The following is an 18,834-nucleotide window of genomic DNA, read 5'->3' on the forward strand; positions in this document are numbered from 1 at the left end:
TATGTCCGCCGGCCCACACCCCGGGGGTGTCCAAAAACCCCCCGTTCGCCGCCCGGGGGGGGGGTTTTGTCAACACCCCATCCCACCCCCGGGGGCCCGGCCCCCCGGCCCACGGGGGGCCCGGGCCCCGTGGGCCTTCGGGCTCAGGCGCCCAGGTCGACCGAGCGGGCGAAGCGGGCGCCGATCTCGGCGGCGATCGCCGACAGCACGTCCTGCGGGATCTGGCTGTCCACGGTGATGGAGGCGAGCGCGCCGCCGCCGTCCCGCGCCACCTGCATGCCGGCGATGTTCACGCCGGCGTCGCCGAGGTGGCGGCCGAGCACGCCGACCACGCCCGGGCGGTCCTCGTACTTGAAGAACGCCATGTGGTCGGTGAGCGCGACGTCCACGTCGAAGGCGTCCACGCCGACGATCTTCTGGGTCTGCTTCGGGCCCGCCAGCGTGCCGGAGATGGCGATCTCCTCGCCGTTCGCGAGCGTGCCGCGGACGGTGATCACGTTGCGGTGCTCAGGGCTCTCGCTGGAGGTGGTCAGGCGGACCTCGACGCCGCGCTCCTGGGCGAACAGCGGGGCGTTGACGTAGGACACCGTCTCCGCCACCACGTCCTCGAACACGCCCTTCAGCGCCGACAGTTCGAGCACCTTGACGTCGTGCTGGGTGATCTCGCCGCGGACCTCGACGTCGAGCCGGACGGCCACCTCGCCGGCCAGCGCGGTGAAGATCCGGCCGAGCTTCTCGGCGAGCGGCAGGCCCGGGCGCACGTCCTCGGCGATCACGCCGCCCTGGACGTTGACGGCGTCCGGTACCAGCTCGCCAGCGAGCGCGAGGCGCACCGACTTGGCGACGGCGATGCCGGCCTTCTCCTGGGCCTCGTCGGTGGAGGCGCCCAGGTGCGGGGTGGCGACCACGTTGTCGAAGGCGAACAGCGGGGAGTCGGTGCACGGCTCCTTGGCGTACACGTCCAGGCCGGCGCCGGCCACCCGGCCGTCGCGCAGGGCGCTGGCGAGCGCCTCCTCGTCGACGATGCCGCCGCGGGCGGCGTTGACGATGCGCACGGTCGGCTTGACCTTGTGCAGCGCCTCGTCGCCGATCAGGCCGATCGTCTCGGGGGTCTTGGGGAGGTGGACGGTGATGAAGTCCGAGACCTCGAGCAGCTCCTCGAGGGTGACCAGCTTGACGCCCATCTGGGCGGCGCGGGCGGCCTGGATGTAGGGGTCGTACGCGACGATCTTCATGCCGAAGGCCGACATCCGCTGCGCGACCAGGACGCCGATCCGGCCGAGGCCGACCACGCCGAGGGTCTTCTCGCTCAGCTCGACGCCGGTGTACTTGTTGCGCTTCCACTCGCCCTGCTTCAGCGCGGCGTTGGCCGGGGCGATGTTGCGGGCGACGGAGATCAGCAGGCCGCAGGCGAGCTCGGCGGCGGTGACGATGTTGGAGGTCGGCGCGTTGACGACCATCACGCCGGCCTTGGTGGCGGCGGAGACGTCCACGTTGTCCAGGCCGACGCCGGCCCGGGCGACCACCTTGAGCTTGCGGGCGGCGGCCAGCGCCTCGGCGTCGACCTTCGTCGCGGAGCGGATCAGGATCGCGTCGACGTCGGCGATCGCGGTGAGCAGCTCGGTGCGGTCGGCACCGTTGCAGTGGCGGATCTCGAAGTCGGGACCGAGGGCGTCGACGGTGGCGGGCGACAGCTCTTCGGCGATCAGAACGACGGATTTGCTCACGACAGTGTGTCCTTAACTGTCCGGTTCTCCCCGGCACGGAGGTGGCGTGGAGGCGGGGGGAAGGTGGCATGCCGCGTAGGTAGACGCACGACGCTGTGGGCCTGACGCGCACTCGGAAGTGTATCGACGGGCTGGGTACCAGGCTGCTCCCGTCCGGCGAAATCACCCGGACGGGAGCAGCCTACTTGTACAAGGGAGTTGCGGAACGGGAGCGGACTCCCGCGCGGGGTCAGGCCTTCTCGTTGACCCAGCTCATCAGCGAGCGCAGCTTCTTGCCGGTGGTCTCCAGCAGGTGGTCCTCGTCGGCCTTCTTGTACTCGTTGTACTTGGGCAGACCGGCCTTGTACTCGGCGATCCAGGTGTTGGCGAAGGTGCCGTCCTGGATCTCGGCGAGGACCTTCTTCATCTCGGCCTTGGTGTCGGCGGTGATGATCCGCGGGCCGGTGACGTAGTCGCCCCACTCGGCGGTCTCGGAGACCGACCAGCGCATCTTCTCCAGGCCGCCCTCGTACATCAGGTCGACGATGAGCTTCAGCTCGTGCAGGCACTCGAAGTAGGCGATCTCCGGCTGGTAGCCGGCCTCGACCAGGGTCTCGAACCCGGCCTTCACCAGGGCGGCGGTGCCACCGCAGAGGACGGCCTGCTCACCGAACAGGTCGGTCTCGGTCTCCTCGGTGAAGGTGGTCTTGATGACGCCGGCCTTGGTGGCGCCCAGGCCCTTGGCGTAGGACAGCGCGAGGGCGAAGGCGTTGCCCGAGGCGTCCTGCTCGACGGCGACGATCGCGGGGACGCCGCGGCCCTCCTCGTACTGGCGGCGGACCAGGTGGCCCGGGCCCTTCGGGGCGACCATGCAGACGTCGACGTCCGCCGGGGGCTTGATGAAGCCGAAGCGGATGTTCAGGCCGTGGCCGAAGAACAGGGCGTCGCCGGACTTCAGGTGCGGGGCGATGTCCGCCTCGTAGACGTCGGCCTGGATCGGGTCCGGCACCAGGATCATGATGACGTCGGCCTCGGCAGCGGCCTCGGCCGGGGTGACGACGCGCAGGCCGGCCTCCTCCGCCTTGGCGCGGGACTTGGACTCGGGCTTCAGGCCGACGCGGACGTCGGCGCCGGAGTCGCGCAGGGACAGCGCGTGGGCGTGGCCCTGGCTCCCGTAGCCGATGACCGCGACCTTGCGGCCCTGGATGATGGACAGGTCGGCGTCGTCTTCGTAGAACAGCTCGGCCACGGGGGCACATCTCCTTGCGTGGTGGTTGCCGGGTGCGCACTACCTACGGTAGGCGCACCGGCGGGGGTGTGGGGTTGCGCTTCAGCTGGTGAGACGGCCCGCGTCTCGGGGGTTTCAGGCGCTGCGGTCGAGGGCGCGCAGCGAGCGGTCCGTGATCGAACGGGCGCCGCGCCCGATGGCGACCAGGCCGGACTGGACCAACTCCTTGATGCCGTACGGCTCCAGCATCCGGAGCATGGCCTCCAGCTTGTCCGAGCTGCCGGTGGCCTCGATGGTCACCGCGTCGGGGGACACGTCGACGGTCTTGGCACGGAACAGCTGGACGATCTCGACGATCTGCGACCGGGTCTCGTTGTCGGCGCGGACCTTCACCAGGACCAGTTCCCGCTGGATCGCAGCGGACTGGTCGAGCTCGACGATCTTTATCACGTTCACGAGCTTGTTGAGCTGCTTGGTGACCTGTTCCAGCGGGAGGTCCTCGACGTTGACCACGATGGTCATCCGGGACACGTCCGGGTGCTCGGTCGGGCCGACGGCGAGGGAGTCGATGTTGAAGCCCCGACGGGAGAACAGCGCGGCGATGCGGGCGAGCACGCCTGGCTTGTTCTCGACCAGGACGGAGAGGGTGTGCTTGGACATGGGGTTCCTCAGTCGTTCCCAGAGGGGCCCGGCGTAGCCGGACGAACGAAGGGTGGGGTCGGGTGGCGGGGCGGGCTCAGTCGAGGTCGTCGCCGAAGTCGGGCCTCACGCCCTTGGCGAACTGGATCTCGTCGTTGCTGGTGCCCGCCGCGACCATCGGCCAGACCATGGCGTCCTGGTGGACGATGAAGTCGATGACGACCGGGCGGTCGTTGATCTCCATCGCCTGCTTGATCACCGCGTCCAGGTCCTCGGGGCGCTCGCAGCGCAGACCGACGCACCCCATCGCCTCGGACAGCAGGACGAAGTCCGGGATCCGGGTGCCCTGGGCCGGCGGCTCGATGCCGTCGTGGTCGGGGCCGGAGTGCAGCACGGTGTTGGAGTAGCGCTGGTTGTAGAACAGCGTCTGCCACTGGCGGACCATGCCGAGCGAGCCGTTGTTGATGACCGCGACCTTGATCGGGATGCCGTTCAGGGCGCAGGTGACCAGCTCCTGGTTGGTCATCTGGAAGCAGCCGTCGCCGTCGATGGCCCAGACCGTGGCCTCCGGCCGGCCGGCCTTGGCGCCCATCGCCGCCGGGACGGCGTAGCCCATGGTCCCCGCGCCGCCCGAGTTCAGCCAGGTGCCCGGCTTCTCGAACCGGATGAACTGCGAGCTCCACATCTGGTGCTGGCCGACGCCCGCCGCGTAGATCGCGTCCGGGCCGACCAGTCGGCCGATCCGCTCGATGACCTGCTGCGGGGAGAGCTGGCCGCCGGGGGCCTCCTCGTAGCCCAGCGGGTAGGTCTTCTTCCACTCGTCGAGCTTCTCCCACCACTCGGCGTAGTCGCCCTTGTGGCCGGCGTCGAACTCGGCCTGGACGGCCACGATCAGGTCGGCCAGCACCTCGCGGGCGTCGCCGACGATCGGCACGTCGGCCGGGCGGTTCTTGCCGATCTCGGCCGGGTCGATGTCCGCGTGGACGACCTTGGCGTACGGGGCGAAGCTGTCCAGCTTGCCGGTGACGCGATCGTCGAAGCGGGCGCCGAGGGTGAACAGCAGGTCGGCCTTCTGCAGCGCCGTGACCGCCGGGACGGTGCCGTGCATGCCGGGCATGCCGAGGTGCTGCGGGTGGCTGTCGGGGAAGGCGCCGAGGGCCATCAGGGTGGTGACCACGGGGGCGCCGGTCAGCTCGGCGAGGATCCGCAGCTCGGCGGTGGCCTGCGCCTTGATGACGCCGCCGCCGACGTACAGCACCGGGCGCTTGGCGCTCACCAGCATCTTCGCGGCCTCGCGGATCTGCTTGGCGTGCGGCTTGGTGACCGGGCGGTAGCCGGGCAGCGAGGTCTCGACCGGCCAGCGGAAGGTGGTGGTGGCCTGCAGCGCGTCCTTCGCGATGTCGACCAGGACCGGCCCGGGGCGGCCGGTGGCGGCGATGTGGAACGCCTCGGCGATCACCCGGGGGATCTCGGCCGGGTCGGTGACCAGGTAGTTGTGCTTGGTGATCGGCATCGTGATGCCGCAGATGTCCGCCTCCTGGAAGGCGTCGGTGCCGATCGCCTTGGAGGCGACCTGGCCGGTGATCGCGACGACGGGCACCGAGTCCATGTAGGCGTCGGCGATCGGGGTCACCAGGTTGGTCGCCCCGGGGCCGGAGGTCGCCATGCAGACCCCGACCCGGCCGGTGGCCTGGGCGTATCCGGTGGCGGCGTGCCCGGCACCCTGCTCGTGCCGGACCAGGATGTGGCGCACCTTGGCGGAGTCCATCAGCGGGTCGTACGCGGGAAGGATGGCCCCGCCCGGGATGCCGAAGACGGTGTCCGCGCCCACGGCCTCCAGCGAGCGGATGAGCGACTGGGCGCCGGTCATGGTCTCGACGACGTGCTGGGGAGCGGGAGCGTGGGCGGCCGGGTTGTCCCCGCGGCGGGGGGATGCGGCGTGCTCGGTCATCTGCCTGTCTCTTCTCGGGTTTTTGCCGGCCCGGTGGCTGCGGGCCCCGGTGGTACGAGGGTGGGGTCCCGGTTCCGGGCCGATCGCCGGCTCTGCCTCAATCGTCCCGCGCTCCCCGGTGGATCGGGGTGGTCCGGAGCGTTTGGGGCCAGGGTTTTGCGGTGGTGGAACAGCGTCAGTGCAACAAAAAACCCCTCGTGCCCAGGGCATGCGAGGGGTGGCGCGTCGGTCTGTCACGAGCAGGGCGTACGAGCCCGCTCAGCCGACGCGCCCGCCAAGTACGAGAATTCGGGTGCGCATGGCAACGACCCTCCTCCTGCACGGGGGCGCATGTCAAGCAGGTGGGATCGCCGTCTCACCATGCGAGCCGGAGCCCGGGCCGGTCACCGCGCGGTGTTCGGGCAGGTCGGGGGCCCCGTGGCGGTGCGCGACCCGCCCGGCACCGCCCTCCCCGCGGACACCCGGACGGGTGTCCGCGGCCAGGTACGCCCGCCGGGCCGAGACCGAGCCCAGCGGTCTCGGCAGCGGGTAGCCGCGGCGCACCAGCGCCCGGCGCAGCCGGGTCTCGTCCAGCGGGGGCGCGAAAGCCGAGCCCTGGCCCTGCCGGCAGCCCAGCTCCTGCAGCGCGGCGACCTGCCGGGGCAGGTCCACCCCCTCCGCGGCGGTGACCAGCCCGAGGTCGCGGCCGAGCCGCAGGGCGTGCCCGGCGAGGGTGCGGCTGAGTGCGGACTCGCCGAGGTCCCGGACCAGCGAGCGGTCCAGCTTGAGACCGTCCAGGGGCAGCCGGGCCAGCGCCCCGAGCGAGCCGCTGCCGGCGCCGTAGCCGGCCAGCACGGTGGTGACCCCGAGGCGGCGGAGCGCGGCCAGCCGTCGGCCCAGCTCGTCGGCGAGCGGGTCCGGGCCCATCCGGGCCACCTCGATCACCAGCTCCCCGGCCGGCAGCCGGCTGTCGCGCAGGGCCGCGGCCACCGTCTCGTACAGGCCGGGTGAGCAGAGCCGCTCGGTGGAGAGCCGGACGGCCACCGGGACGCAGGCCGGCCCGGTGCGGCTGCGGCCCGGCCCCCCGCGCCGGGCCGCGGCGGCCGTCACGGCCTCCTGGACCAGCCAGCGGGAGAACCGGGTGGCCGCGTCGCCGTACTCCGCCGAGCGCAGGAACTCGGCCGGGGTGAGCAGCAGGCCGCCCGCCGAACGCCAGCGGGCCTGCGCCTCGACCCCGGTCACCGCACCGCTGGCGAGGTCCACCACGGGCTGGTGGAGCAGGGTGAAGCCGCCCTCCCGGACGGCGACCCGCAGCCGCTCCTCCAACTCGGTGCGGCGCTCCAGGTCGGCCCGCATGGCGGGGGCGTAGAGCACCACGCGCCCCTTGCCCTCGGACTTGGCCCGGTACATCGCGAGGTCGGCGTTGCGCATCAGCTCGTCGGTGGCGGCCTTCGGGTCGGCGGCCGGGCCCCGCTCGGGGGTGCCGAAGGCGATGCCGATGCTGGCGGCGACCCCGAGTTCGGCGCCGCCGATCCAGTACGGTGCCGAGAGCGCGACCCGCAGCCGCTCGGCGAGCTCCTGGACCTGGAGGCGGCCGAGCGGGCCGCAGACCAGGGCGGCGAACTCGTCGCCGCCGAACCTGGCCACGGTGTCCCCACAGCGGACGGCCCCCTGGAGGCGGCGGGCGGCCTGCACCAGCAGCTCGTCGCCGACCTGGTGGCCGGCCGTGTCGTTGACGGCCTTGAAGCCGTCCAGGTCGAGGAAGAGCACCGCGACCCCGGCGCCGGCCTCGCCCTGCTGCCCGCGGGCGGCCAGGGCGGCCCGCAGCCGCTGCGCGAACAGCGCCCGGTTGGGCAGGTCGGTCAGCGGGTCGTGGAAGGCGTTGTGCTGCAACTGCGCCTGGAGCATGACCCGTTCGGTGACGTCCCGGCTGTTGAGGATCAGGCCGTCGCGGTGCCGGCTGACCGTCGACTCGACGTGCAGCCACTCGCCGCCGCCGGAGCTGATCCGGCACTCCACCCGGGCGGACGGCTCGGCGGTGCCCGGGCAGCGGTGGGCGGTGAGCCGGACCCGCGCCAGGTAGCGGCGGACCTCGGCGAGCACCCGGTCGACGTCCTCGGGGTGGACCAGGTCCAGCAGGTTGCCGCCGACCAGCTCCTCCGGGTCCCGGCCGTAGACGCCGAGCGCGGCCGGGGAGACGTAGGAGAGCACCCCGTTGGCGCCGGCGATCATGATGACGTCGCTGGAGCCCTGCACCAGGGAGCGGAAGTGCGCCTCCTTGTGGCCGAGCTCCTGGGCGAGCGACAGGTTGTCCAGCAGCATCACCCCCTGGCGCAGGATGAGCGCCAGCCCCACGGTGCAGGCGGCCGCGGCCACCACCCGGTCCAACTGCCGCCCGCCGAGGGCGTTGTAGAGGATCCCGGCGGTGCAGACCGCGGCGGCCGCGTACGGGGTCAGCGCGCTGAAGGTGGTGGCCACCCGGCGGCGCGGCGGGCCGCCGGCCGAGGGGTGCTCGCGCAGCGGACGACGCCAGCGCTGCGACCACGGCGCCCAGGCCAGCAGCAGGCTGCCGGAGAACCAGCCGGCGTCCAGCAGTCCGCCCGAGTGGTAGGTGCTGCGCAGCTCCGGGGAGGTGAACAGGGCGTCGCACAGCACGGTGACGGCGAGCGCCACCATCGCGGTGTGCACCGCGGCCCGGTTGCCGTCCCGGCCGCCGAAGCGCAGCCCGACCACCAGGCTGACCAGCAGGATGTCCAGCACCGGGTAGGCGAGGTTGAGCGCCAGGCGAAGCGGCGAGCCGTCCTCGCCGGCGGCGATCCGGCCGAGCGCCAGGCTCCAGCTGAGGGTGAACAGCGAGCCGGCGATCAACCAGCCGTCGAGCAGCAGGCAGAGCCAGCCGGCGGCGGAGCGCGGGCGCTGGGCGAGCACCAGGAGCCCGGTGATGGCGAGCGGGGCGAACATCAGGAAGGCGTACTCGGCGAGCGAGTCCTTCGGCAGGTCCGTCCCGGCGACCAGTTCGTACCAGCCCCAGGTGCCGTTGCCGAAGGCGACCATCAGCGAGGAGAGGCCGAACAGCAGCCAGGCCGGGCGGGCGTGCCCGCCGACGGTGCAGCCGTACACGAGACAGGACAGCGCGGCCGCGAGGGCCGCCGCGGCCAGTCCGAAGTCCCCCATGAAGTTGGAGACTTGGCGGGATCCCCAGCCGGCCGCCGCGCCCAGGGCGTAGGCCAGGCAGAGCGCGCCGAGGGCGAGCCCGGGCAGCGCCCGGCTCTCCCGGAGCCGGCGCAGCGGGCGGCTGCGGGCCGGTCCGGCCGGGTCGGTGCCGGATGCGTCGGCGGGCGGCGCGCCCGACCGTCCGGCTCCGGGCAGCACCGTATCGGTGGAGCTCACTCGGCCTCTCCCCCTCCGGCGCGGGGCCTGGCGCCCCGGCCACGGGCCACCGGCCGCGCACCTCTCGGCCGTACGCGGCGGCCTGGCGCCCCGTCAGGACGGTGGCCCAGGGGGCGGGCGGCCTTCCGGCCGCCGCACCGCACCGATGTTCCCAGTCGGGACCCTACACCAAATCCGTCACTCAATGACACGCACACTCAACTTAGAGTAATGGCGAGGAGGAGGGGTAAAGCACCTTAATCCGGCGGATCGGCCCGGTTGGCGGCGGCGCGCGGGGAGGGGCTCACGCGGCGCGCACGGGAGCACGTGGCGGCGCCCGGCCGCCGGACCACCCGGACCGCGGCGGTCGGGGGCCCGGCGGCCGGGCGTGGATCAGCGGCCGGCCGGGGTCAGGTCGTCCGGGAACAACCGCAGCCGGTGCGCCAGCGCGGCCGCCTCGCCCCGGCCGCCGACCGCGAGCTTGCCCAGGATGTTGGACACGTGCACGCTCGCGGTCTTCGGAGATATGTACAGCTCCTCGGCGATCTGCCGGTTCGTCCAGCCGCGCGCGAGCAACCGGAGCACGTCCCGCTCACGGGGGGTGAGCCCGAAGGACTCCCCGGGCACGGGCACCGCCACCGATGCCGCCGGGGCCACTCCCCCGGCCGCGGCCGGCGCCAGCGCCAGCCCGGCCCTGTCGGCCAGCCCGGTGATCTCCGCCAGCAGCGGGCGGTCCCCCCGGGCCGCCGCCAGCTCCCGCGCCTCGCGCAGCAGTTCGGCCCCGGCCTCGCGCCGCCCGGCCTGCACCTCCGCCTCGCCGGCCCGCAGCAGGGCCGCCGCGAGCGGGTACGGCAGACCGGTCGGCCGCAGCACGGCGACCGCGGCCGCCCAGTGCTCCGGGGTGTCGGCGCCCTCCGCACGGGCCAGCTCACCCGCCAGCAGCAGCGCCCAGCCGTCGTGCAGCGGTGCCCGCGGGCGCAACCGGGCCGCTGCGGCGGCGATCGCGGCCAGCACCCCGGCCCGGCCGGGCCCGGCCTCCGGCAGGCCCCGGCTGTCCGCCTCCACGGCGGCGGCCTCCACCAGCAGCGGGTAGACGTCGGACTCGTACCCGGGCCGGGCGTCCTCGGCCAGCGCCGCGAGCAGTTCGGCCCGGGCCTCCAGCGGCCGCCCGCCGAGCGCGGCGACCCGCACCGCCAGCCGGCTGATCGGCACGCTGTGCTGCAGCTGGCCGACCCGGTTGGCCGCCCGGGCCTGCGCCAGCATGGTCGCCGCCCCGGCAAGGTCCCCGCGCAGCAGGGCGAGCTCGCCGCGCATCCGGTCCAGGAACTCGGCGTGGGTGCCGCTCAGGCTGGTCAGCTCGCAGGCCGACAGCACCTCGTCGGCCTCCTTCACCCGGCCCAGGTCGGTGAGCGCCTCGGCCAGGTTGCCGGTCAGGATGGTGCCGATGTTGCGCAGCAGCCCGCTGCCGTCCGCGTAGTCCAGGCCCTCGCGGGCCAGAGCCACCGCCTCCTCGGACCGGCCCAGCCCGCGCTGCAGACTGGCCAGGTTGTTGATGCCGCGCAGCAGCAGGTCGGGCACGCCCAGCAGGCGGGCCCGCTCGACCGCGCCGGCCAGCTCGGCCAGCCCGCCCTCGGCGTCGCCCTCGACGTCGTAGCGCAGGCCGCCGAGCGTCATCCGGGCGTGCACCTCGACCGAGTGCGCGCCGACCTCCTCGGCGATCCGGATCGCCCGCCGGGCGAGCTCGATGTGCTCGGGGCCGGGCTTCTTGAGCATCGCCACCCCGGCACCGAGCGCGAACACCTCGGCCTGGACGGCGGACGGCGGCAGGTGCTCGACCAGCCGGTGCGCGTGCAGGATCTCCTCGTCGTCGCCGGAGCGGCGCAGGTTGCCCAGCATCCGGGCCCGGTTGATCCGGAACCAGGCCGCGCGCACCGGGTGCACCGACTCGTCGACCAGCCGCAGCCCGCGCTTGGCCAGGCTCAGGCCGCGCTCGCGGTCACCGCAGCGCCGGGCCGCGACCACCGCCTCGGCCAGCACGTCGATCAGCTGGATCCGGTCGCACTCCGGGTCTGCGGCCCCGTGGTCGCAGGAGCCGGGCGGGTACGTCTCGGCCCAGTCGTACGGGCGCAGGGTGTGCGCCAGCACGTCCTCGGAGACCATGTCCCACAGCTCCAGCGCCCGCTCCAGCATGCCCAGCTGCTCGGCGAAGGCGTTGCGGCGGCGGGCGGCCCGGGCCGCGTCCAGCGCGGTGGGCAGCGCCTTCGCCGGGTCGTGCGCGTGGTACCAGTAGTTGGCCAGCCGGGCCGGCAGCGCGTCGCAGGAGACCAGGTGCCGCTGCGCCTCGACGGCGAGCGCGAACTTCCGGTTGATCCGGTGCCGCTCGCCCGGCAGCAGGTCGTCCGAGACCGCCTCGCGGACCAGCGCGTGCCGGAAGCGGTAGCCCTCGCCGTCGCCGTCCGGGCGCAGGATGTTGGCCCCGACGGCCGCCCGCAGCGCCTCGATCAGCGCCTCCTCGTCGTCGTCCAGGACGGCGGCCAGCAGGGCGTGTTCGACGTGCGAGCCGCCCTCGGCGGCGATCCGCACCACCCGCTGGGCCTCCTCGTCCAGGGTCTCCACCCGGACCAGCAGGATGTCCCGCAGCGAGTCGGTGAGCCCGGCGCCGCAGCCGTCCTCGAAGGCGGTGGCCAACTCCTCGACGAAGAACGGGTTCCCCTCGGAGCGGCGGTGGATGCGGTCCACCAGTTGCCGGTCGGGGACGGCGGTGCCGAGGATGCCGGCCAGCTGGGCGGCGACCTCGCGGCGGCCGAACCGGGCCAGCTCCAGGCGCTGGACGGTGCGCAGCCGTTCCAGCTCGGCGAGGAAGGGCCGCAGCGGGTGCCGGCGGTGCAGGTCGTCGGTGCGGTAGGTGGCGATCAGCAGGACCCGGGACCGGTGCAGCGTGCGGACCAGGAAGGCGAGCAGCTCGCGGGTGGAACGGTCGGACCAGTGCAGGTCCTCGACGGCGAGCACGAGGGTACGCTCCGCGCCGAGCCGCTCGAACAGCCTCGCGGTGTGCTCGAACAGCCGGGCCCGGCCGTACTCGTCGTTGGGTTCGCCGTCGGCCTCGCCGAACTCGGGCAGCAGCCGCGCCAGGTGGCCCTCGCTGCCGGCCGCCGCGGCCTCCAACTCGGCGCCCAGCGCACGGTGCAGCCGGCGCAGCGCGGTGGCCAGCGGGGCGTAGGGCAGGCCTTCGGCCCCGACCTCCAGACAGCTGCCGAGCGTGGTGAGCGCCCCGCCGTCCGCGGCCCGCTGCAGGAACTCCTCCAGCAGCCTGGTCTTGCCGACGCCTGCCTCGCCGCCGATCAGGACGGCCTGCGGGCTGCCGGTGCCGGCCCTGCGCAGGGCGACGGTCAGTTCGGTGATCTCGCTGCCGCGACCGACGAAGACGGGACTCACCGATATCTGCTGCATGGAGGCGAGCATGCCATAGCCGGACCCGGCGGGCCGAGGGGATATCCCGCCCGCCGAAAGCCCGGAGGGGGAGGCGCTCGTCTGCGGCGCCTCCCCCTCCGGAATCCCTTCGGCACCGACGTGGTGCCGGTCCGTCAGCATTCGCGCTGGCGCACGGCGCGCCGCTGGAAGCGGGCGGCCACCGGACGCTGCCGCAGACGGCGCGCCTCCTTGGCCTCGCGTACCAGGCGCTGGTGCTCGGCGCGGGCGGCAAGCTCGAGGCCCTGCTGCTGGATGAGCTCGTACTCGATCACTTCGGTTCCCCACTTCGGGTTTCGCACTGCGTTTCGCTGTCGAGTAAGAGCTTCCTCCCCCAGCGGGGGGCGCCACATCGGAAGCCTGACCGATCTTCCGGGCCCCGGATGCCTTAGACGGGCCCCCGGAACACGGCAAAGGCCCGGCCTCACTCCGATTCGGAGGTGAAACCGGGCCTTAGACCCTACTTAGGGGGCCTTAGACGCCTTAGATGCCTTAGGAAGTCCCTAGGGTCCTCTTGGCGGAGACGCCGAGGCGCTCCAGGCGGTGCCTACTGACCTTCCACGCCGAGGCGCTCCAGGATCAGGTCCTTCACGCGGGCGGCGTCGGCCTGGCCGCGGGTGGCCTTCATGACCGCGCCGACCAGCGCGCCGACGGCCGCGACCTTGCCGTCGCGGATCTTGGCGGCGATCGCCTCGTTCTCGGCGATGGCCTGGTCGACCGCGGCGCCGAGCGCCGAGTCGTCCGAGACGACGGCCAGGCCGCGCTTCTCGACGACCTCGTCCGGCTCGCCCTCGCCGGCCAGCACGGCCTCGATGACCTGACGGGCCAGCTTGTCGTTCAGCTTGCCCTCGGCGACGAGCGCGGTGACCCGGGCGACCTGCGCCGGGGTGATCGGCTGCTCGCTGAGCTCCGTCCCGGTCTCGTTGGCGCGGCGGGCCAGCTCGCCCATCCACCACTTGCGGGCCTGGTCGGCCGGGGCGCCGGCGGCGATGGTCTCCTGGATCGGCTCGACGGCGCCGGCATTCAGCACCGCCTGCATGTCCTTGTCGGACAGGTCCCACTCGGCCTGCAGCCGGGCGCGGCGCACCCGCGGCAGCTCGGGCAGGCCCGCCCGCAGCTCCTCGACCCACGCCCGGGCGGGCGCGACCGGCACCAGGTCCGGCTCGGGGAAGTAGCGGTAGTCCTCGGCGTTGTCCTTGATCCGGCCCGAGGTGGTGCTGCCGTCCTCCTCGTGGAAGTGACGGGTCTCCTGGACGATGGTGCCGCCGTCGGTCAGCACCGTGGCGTGCCGCTGGATCTCGAAGCGGGCCGCCCGCTCCACGCTGCGCAGCGAGTTGACGTTCTTGGTCTCCGAGCGGGTGCCGAAGGTCTCGGTGCCGTTCGGGCGCAGCGACAGGTTGACGTCGCAGCGCATCTGGCCCTTGTCCATCCGGGCCTCGGAGACGCCGAGTGCCTTGATCAGCTCGCGCAGCTCGGCGACGTACGCCCGGGCGACCTCGGGGGCGCGCTCGCCGGCGCCGACGATCGGCTTGGTGACGATCTCGATCAGCGGGATGCCGGCCCGGTTGTAGTCCAGCAGCGAGTGGGTCGCGCCGTGGATGCGGCCGGTGGCGCCGCCGACGTGGCTGGACTTGCCGGTGTCCTCCTCCATGTGGGCGCGCTCGATCTCCACGCGGAAGGTCGAACCGTCCTCCAGCTGCACGTCGAGGTAACCGTTGAAGGCGATCGGCTCGTCGTACTGCGAGGTCTGGAAGTTCTTGGGCATGTCCGGGTAGAAGTAGTTCTTCCGCGCGAACCGGCACCACTCGGCGATCTCGCAGTTCAGCGCCAGGCCGATCTTGACGGCCGACTCCACGCCGATCGCGTTGACCACCGGCAGCGAGCCGGGCAGGCCCAGGCAGGTCGGGCAGGTCTGGCTGTTCGGCTCGGCACCCAGCTCGGTCGAGCAACCGCAGAACATCTTGGTCTTGGTGCCCAGCTCGACGTGGACCTCAAGGCCCATCACCGGGTCGTACGACGCGAGAGCGTCCTCGTAGGAGACCAGGTTCATGACGCTCACAGCGTCCCCTTCACTAAAAGTCTTGGGAGGTACGGGCCCGGCCGCCACTCGCGCGGGGCCGGGCCGGGGCGCTCAGCTCAGCCCAGCAGCACGTCGTCGGAGCCCAGCCGGCGCAGCTCGCGCACCAGCAGGGCGGTGCCGGTGATCAGCGCGGCGGCGCCGACCAGGGCGTTGACCAGCTTGAGGGTGTCGCTCTCCTCGCGGGCCTTCCGGACGTCCTTGGCCACGGAGATCGCGCCGAAGGCGCTGGTGCCGATGGACAGCCACAGACCGGGCTTCGAGTGCTTGAAGCCCTTGGCCTTCTCGATCTTGCTCACAGTGCCGGTGCCTCCTCCAGCAGGGGGTGCCCCCACTTGTCGTTGAGTGCGGCCTCGACGGCGCCGCCCACGCGGTACAGGCGGTCGTCCGCCATCGCGGGTGCGATGATCTGCAGGCCGACCGGGAGATTGTCCTCCGGCGCCAGGCCGACCGGCAGCGACATGGCCGCGTTGCCCGCCAGGTTCGACGGGATCGTGCACAGGTCGGCCAGGTACATCGCCATCGGGTCGTCGGCGCGCTCGCCGATCGGGAAGGCGGTGGTCGGCGTGGTCGGCGAGACCAGCACGTCCACGCCGGCGAAGGCCGCGTCGAAGTCGCGCGAGATGAGCGTGCGGACCTTCTGCGCCGAGCCGTAGTAGGCGTCGTAGTAGCCCGAGGACAGCGCGTAGGTGCCCAGGATGATGCGGCGCTTGACCTCGTCGCCGAAGCCGGCCTCGCGGGTCAGCGCGGTGACCTCCTCGGCCGAGCGGGAGCCGTCGTCGCCGACCCGCAGGCCGTAGCGCATCGCGTCGAAGCGGGCCAGGTTGGAGGAGCACTCGCTGGGTGCGATCAGGTAGTACGCCGGCAGCGCCAGGGTGAAGGACGGGCAGGAGACCTCGACGACCTCGGCACCCAGCTCGCGCAGCAGCTCCACCGACTCGTCGAAGCGCTGCATCACGCCGGACTGGTAGCCCTCGCCGGAGAACTCCTTGACGACGCCGATCCGCATGCCGCGGACGTCGCGCATCCTCGCGGCCTCGACCACCGCCGGGACGGGCGCGTCGATCGAGGTGGAGTCCAGCGGGTCGTGCCCGGCGATGGCCTCGTGCAGCAGCGCCGCGTCCAGCACGGTGCGGGCGCACGGGCCGCCCTGGTCCAGCGAGGAGGAGAAGGCGACCAGGCCGTAGCGGGACACCGCGCCGTAGGTCGGCTTGACGCCGACGGTGCCGGTGACGGCGCCCGGCTGGCGGATCGAGCCGCCGGTGTCGGTGCCGATCGCCAGCGGGGCCTCGAAGGCGGCCAGCGCGGCGGCCGAACCGCCGCCGGAGCCGCCGGGGATGCGGGAGAGGTCCCACGGGTTGCCGGTCGGGCCGTAGGCCGAGTTCTCGGTGGAGGAGCCCATCGCGAACTCGTCCATGTTGGTCTTGCCGAGGATGACGACGCCGGCGTCCTTGAGACGGCTGGTCAGCGTGGCGTCGTAGGGCGGGATCCAGCCCTCGAGCATCTTGGAGCCGCAGGTGGTCGGCACGCCCTTGGTGGTGAAGACGTCCTTCAGGGCGAGCGGGACACCGGCCAGCGGTCCCAGCTCCTCGCCCCTGGCGCGCTTCTCGTCGACGGCCCGGGCCGCGCTCAGCGCACCCTCGGTGTCGACGTGCAGGAAGGCGTTGACCTTCTTGTCGACGGCGTCGATGCGGTCCAGGTGCGCCTGCGCGACCTCGACCGCGGACACCTCGCCGGTGGCGATGGCGGCGGCCGTCTCGGCGGCCGTCCACCTGACGATCGGAGTGGGGGTCATCTCGGTCATCTCGGTCAGTCCTCCCCGAGGATCTGCGGCACACGGAAACGCTGCTCCTCGGCGGCCGGGGCGCCGGACAGCGCCTCGTCCGGGGTGAGCGACGGGCGCACCTCGTCCGCGCGCATGACGTTGGTCAGCGGGAGCGGGTGGGAGGTCGGCGGGACGTCCTGTCCGGCGACCTCGGAAACGCGGGCGACCGCGCCGATGATCACGTCGAGCTGCTCGGCGAAGTGGTCCAGCTCTTCGGGCTTCAGCTCAAGACGCGACAGCCGGGCGAGGTGGGCGACCTCCTCGCGCGTGATGCCAGGCATGCAGCGATCCTCAGGGTGAGTTCTGGTGAGGCCCGCCGCCACCCTCAGGCGGCACCGGGCCCGGGCAGGAGCAGCCGGTCCCGGCGCTCCTTCCTCATGGTCTTGGGACCCCATCCTATGGGGCCCGGCCCGGCCACCGGCCAACGAGTGAGCCGCGCGGCCGTCACTGCGGCCCGCTGCGGGCCCAACTCTGCGCCCCCGGCGCCTTGATCTCCCGCGGTGCGCCGGGCATCTGGTGCGGCACGGGCGCGGTCTGGACGGCCTGCGCGGCGGGCACCGGCTGGACGACGGGCACCGGATGGACGGCTGCCGCGCCCTGGACCGCCTGCGCGGCCGGCGGCAGCACCGGGGGGAGGGCCGGCGGCAGCACCGGCGGCACGGCGGGCTGGACGGCCGGCGGCACGACCGGGACGGCCTGCGCGACCGGGACGGCCTGGACCGCGGGGACGCCCTGCACGACCGGTACCGGGTGGACGGCCTTGCGGGCCGGCGGCAGCACCGACTGGCCGGGCAGCGCGGACCCGCCCTGGACCGCCTTCAGTCCGGACGGCAGCTGACCCGACGGGGTGGCCAGCCGCTCCACCGGCGGGGCCCCGGTGCGGTGCACCCGCAGCCAGGCGGTCGCCTGCTCGGCCGGCAGCGCGGCCGACACCAGCCAGCCCTGGACGGCGTCCACGCCCATGCAGTGCAGCCGCTCCCAGGTCTCGTCGTCCTCGACGCCCTCGGCGACCACCGTCAGGCCCAGCGAGTGCGCCAGCTCCACCGAGCAGCGGACCACCGCCGCGTCGTGGTCGTCGGCGACCATCCGGGAGACGAACGAGCGGTCGATCTTCAGCTCGCCGACCGGCAGGCTGCGCAGCCGCACCAGCGAGGAGTGGCCGGTGCCGAAGTCGTCCAGGGACATCCCGACGCCGTAGCCGCGCAGTTCGGCGAGGGTGTCGGCGGCCCGCCGGGAGTCGTCCAGCAGCAGCCGCTCGGTGATCTCCAACTGGAGCGCGTGGGCCGGCACCTGATGGCGCACGAGGTGGCCGGCCACCCGCTGGGCGAAGCCCGGGTTGAGCACGTCGCGCGGCGAGACGTTGACCGCGACCTGCACCTGCAGGCCCTGGTCCCGCCAGTAGGCGAGCTGGCCGACCGCCGCCTCCAGCACGTAGTCGGTGAGCCGCGGCATCAGGCCGCTGGACTCGGCGAGCCCGACGAACTCGTCCGGCGAGACCCGCCCCTGGCCGGGGCGCTCCCAGCGCAGCAGCGCCTCCAGGCCGACCACCCGGCCGTCGAAGGCCACCTTCGGCTGGTAGTGCAGCTGCACCTCGCCGGTCTCCAGGGCCCGGCGCAGGTCCCCCAGCAGCCCTATCCGGTAGGGCGTGTCGGCGTCCTGGGTCTCGTCGTACTGGGCGACGCCGCTGCAGCCGCGCTGGGCGTGGCCCATCGCCACGTCGGCCCGGCGCAGCAGCGACTCGGCGTCCTGGGCGTGCTGCGGGTAGACGCAGACCCCGGCGCTGGCCTCCAGCACCAGCAGCAGCCCGTCCAGTCGGATCGGTGCGGCGAGTTCGGCGATCAGCGCCTTGGCGACCCGCTCCAGACTGTCCGGGCAGTTGATGCCGGGCAGCAGCACGGCGAACTCGTCGCCGCCCATCCGGGCCACCATCGGGCGGCCGCGCCGGTAGTGCCGGGGCAGGCCGGCGAAGACGTCGTCGATCGACTCCCGGGTGGCGCTGCCGGCCGGGCCGCCGGAGCGCAGCGCGCGGTGCAGCCGGCGGGCGATGTGCACCAGCAGCCGGTCCCCGGCGGTGTGGCCGAGGGTGTCGTTGAGCGACCGGAACCGATCGAGGTCGAGCAGGATGAGACCGACGCTGTAGCCGTCCTCGCGCTCCGCGATCGCCTCCTGTGCCGCCATCAGCAGGGCCTGACGGTTGGGCAGGTCCGTCAGCGGGTCGGTCAGCTGGTCGCGGGCGCGGTCGCGGGCGATCCGCCAGGCGGCGACCAGCACCGCCAGCGGCACCGCGAACAGCGGCAGCAGTTCGGGTTCGTACCGGTAGACCAGGACGGCCAGCGGGATGAGCGGCGCAGCACCGGCCAGCAGCACGCCGAGCAGCAGGACCGCACCCGCCACCCCCTGCGGCGGGCGTGTGGGCGCACCGCCGGTCGTACGATCCATAAGCCCTGTCCTCCGTCGGGCCCGCCCCGTCAGGCCGCCTTACGGTGAGGCACCGTGCCGGTACCGACAGCTGCCGGGCATGGAGCGACCCCGCGGAGTACCGGCTCAGCCGGTGCCCCCACCCCTGCTGACACTCTGTTGCGCTCCAGGGTA

The 18,834-nt window shown here is 73.3% G+C and carries 12 protein-coding genes; all 12 read right to left on the reverse strand.

Features of this window, described 5'->3' with window-relative positions:
* Positions 1 to 143: 143 nt before the first annotated feature.
* Positions 144 to 1,727: a phosphoglycerate dehydrogenase gene (serA, locus tag ACIRS1_RS29505; protein ID WP_360204821.1), complete on the reverse strand. Its 1,584-nt coding sequence runs from the start codon at positions 1,725 to 1,727 to the stop codon at positions 144 to 146.
* A 229-nt stretch (positions 1,728 to 1,956) separates the two neighbouring features.
* Positions 1,957 to 2,955 (reverse strand): ketol-acid reductoisomerase, encoded by a 999-nt coding sequence (gene ilvC / locus ACIRS1_RS29510; protein ID WP_360204818.1) that lies wholly within the window; start codon positions 2,953 to 2,955, stop codon positions 1,957 to 1,959.
* A gap of 114 nt (positions 2,956 to 3,069) precedes the next feature.
* Positions 3,070 to 3,594, reverse strand: a complete 525-nt coding sequence (gene ilvN, locus ACIRS1_RS29515) for an acetolactate synthase small subunit (protein WP_030302941.1) — start codon at positions 3,592 to 3,594, stop codon at positions 3,070 to 3,072.
* Between the two features lie 76 nt (positions 3,595 to 3,670).
* Complete coding sequence (locus tag ACIRS1_RS29520) at positions 3,671 to 5,524, reverse strand: acetolactate synthase large subunit (RefSeq protein WP_360204813.1); 1,854 nt, start codon at positions 5,522 to 5,524, stop codon at positions 3,671 to 3,673.
* Between the two features lie 333 nt (positions 5,525 to 5,857).
* Positions 5,858 to 8,791, reverse strand: a complete 2,934-nt coding sequence (locus ACIRS1_RS29525) for an EAL domain-containing protein (RefSeq protein WP_360204873.1) — start codon at positions 8,789 to 8,791, stop codon at positions 5,858 to 5,860.
* A 474-nt stretch (positions 8,792 to 9,265) separates the two neighbouring features.
* Positions 9,266 to 12,322, reverse strand: a complete 3,057-nt coding sequence (locus ACIRS1_RS29530) for an AAA family ATPase (protein ID WP_402845059.1) — start codon at positions 12,320 to 12,322, stop codon at positions 9,266 to 9,268.
* 134 nt (positions 12,323 to 12,456) lie between these two features.
* On the reverse strand, positions 12,457 to 12,615 hold the full coding sequence (locus ACIRS1_RS29535) for a hypothetical protein (RefSeq protein ID WP_360204809.1): 159 nt from the start codon (positions 12,613 to 12,615) through the stop codon (positions 12,457 to 12,459).
* A gap of 272 nt (positions 12,616 to 12,887) precedes the next feature.
* The gene (gatB, locus tag ACIRS1_RS29540) at positions 12,888 to 14,399 is read right to left on the reverse strand and encodes an Asp-tRNA(Asn)/Glu-tRNA(Gln) amidotransferase subunit GatB (RefSeq protein WP_360204806.1); all 1,512 of its coding nucleotides are present in this window, start codon (positions 14,397 to 14,399) and stop codon (positions 12,888 to 12,890) included.
* A 77-nt stretch (positions 14,400 to 14,476) separates the two neighbouring features.
* Positions 14,477 to 14,716, reverse strand: a complete 240-nt coding sequence (locus ACIRS1_RS29545; RefSeq protein ID WP_360204803.1) for a hypothetical protein — start codon at positions 14,714 to 14,716, stop codon at positions 14,477 to 14,479.
* The gene (gene gatA / locus ACIRS1_RS29550; protein ID WP_402845125.1) at positions 14,713 to 16,212 is read right to left on the reverse strand and encodes an Asp-tRNA(Asn)/Glu-tRNA(Gln) amidotransferase subunit GatA; all 1,500 of its coding nucleotides are present in this window, start codon (positions 16,210 to 16,212) and stop codon (positions 14,713 to 14,715) included. Before gatA ends, ACIRS1_RS29545 begins: the two co-directional genes overlap by 4 nt.
* A gap of 14 nt (positions 16,213 to 16,226) precedes the next feature.
* Positions 16,227 to 16,523, reverse strand: a complete 297-nt coding sequence (gene gatC, locus ACIRS1_RS29555) for an Asp-tRNA(Asn)/Glu-tRNA(Gln) amidotransferase subunit GatC (protein WP_360204798.1) — start codon at positions 16,521 to 16,523, stop codon at positions 16,227 to 16,229.
* 163 nt (positions 16,524 to 16,686) lie between these two features.
* Positions 16,687 to 18,681 (reverse strand): putative bifunctional diguanylate cyclase/phosphodiesterase, encoded by a 1,995-nt coding sequence (locus ACIRS1_RS29560; RefSeq protein ID WP_402845060.1) that lies wholly within the window; start codon positions 18,679 to 18,681, stop codon positions 16,687 to 16,689.
* Between the last annotated feature and the right edge of the window lie 153 nt (positions 18,682 to 18,834).

It is taken from the genome of Kitasatospora sp. NPDC101176 (genome assembly GCF_044768035.1).
Classification (GTDB): domain Bacteria; phylum Actinomycetota; class Actinomycetes; order Streptomycetales; family Streptomycetaceae; genus Kitasatospora.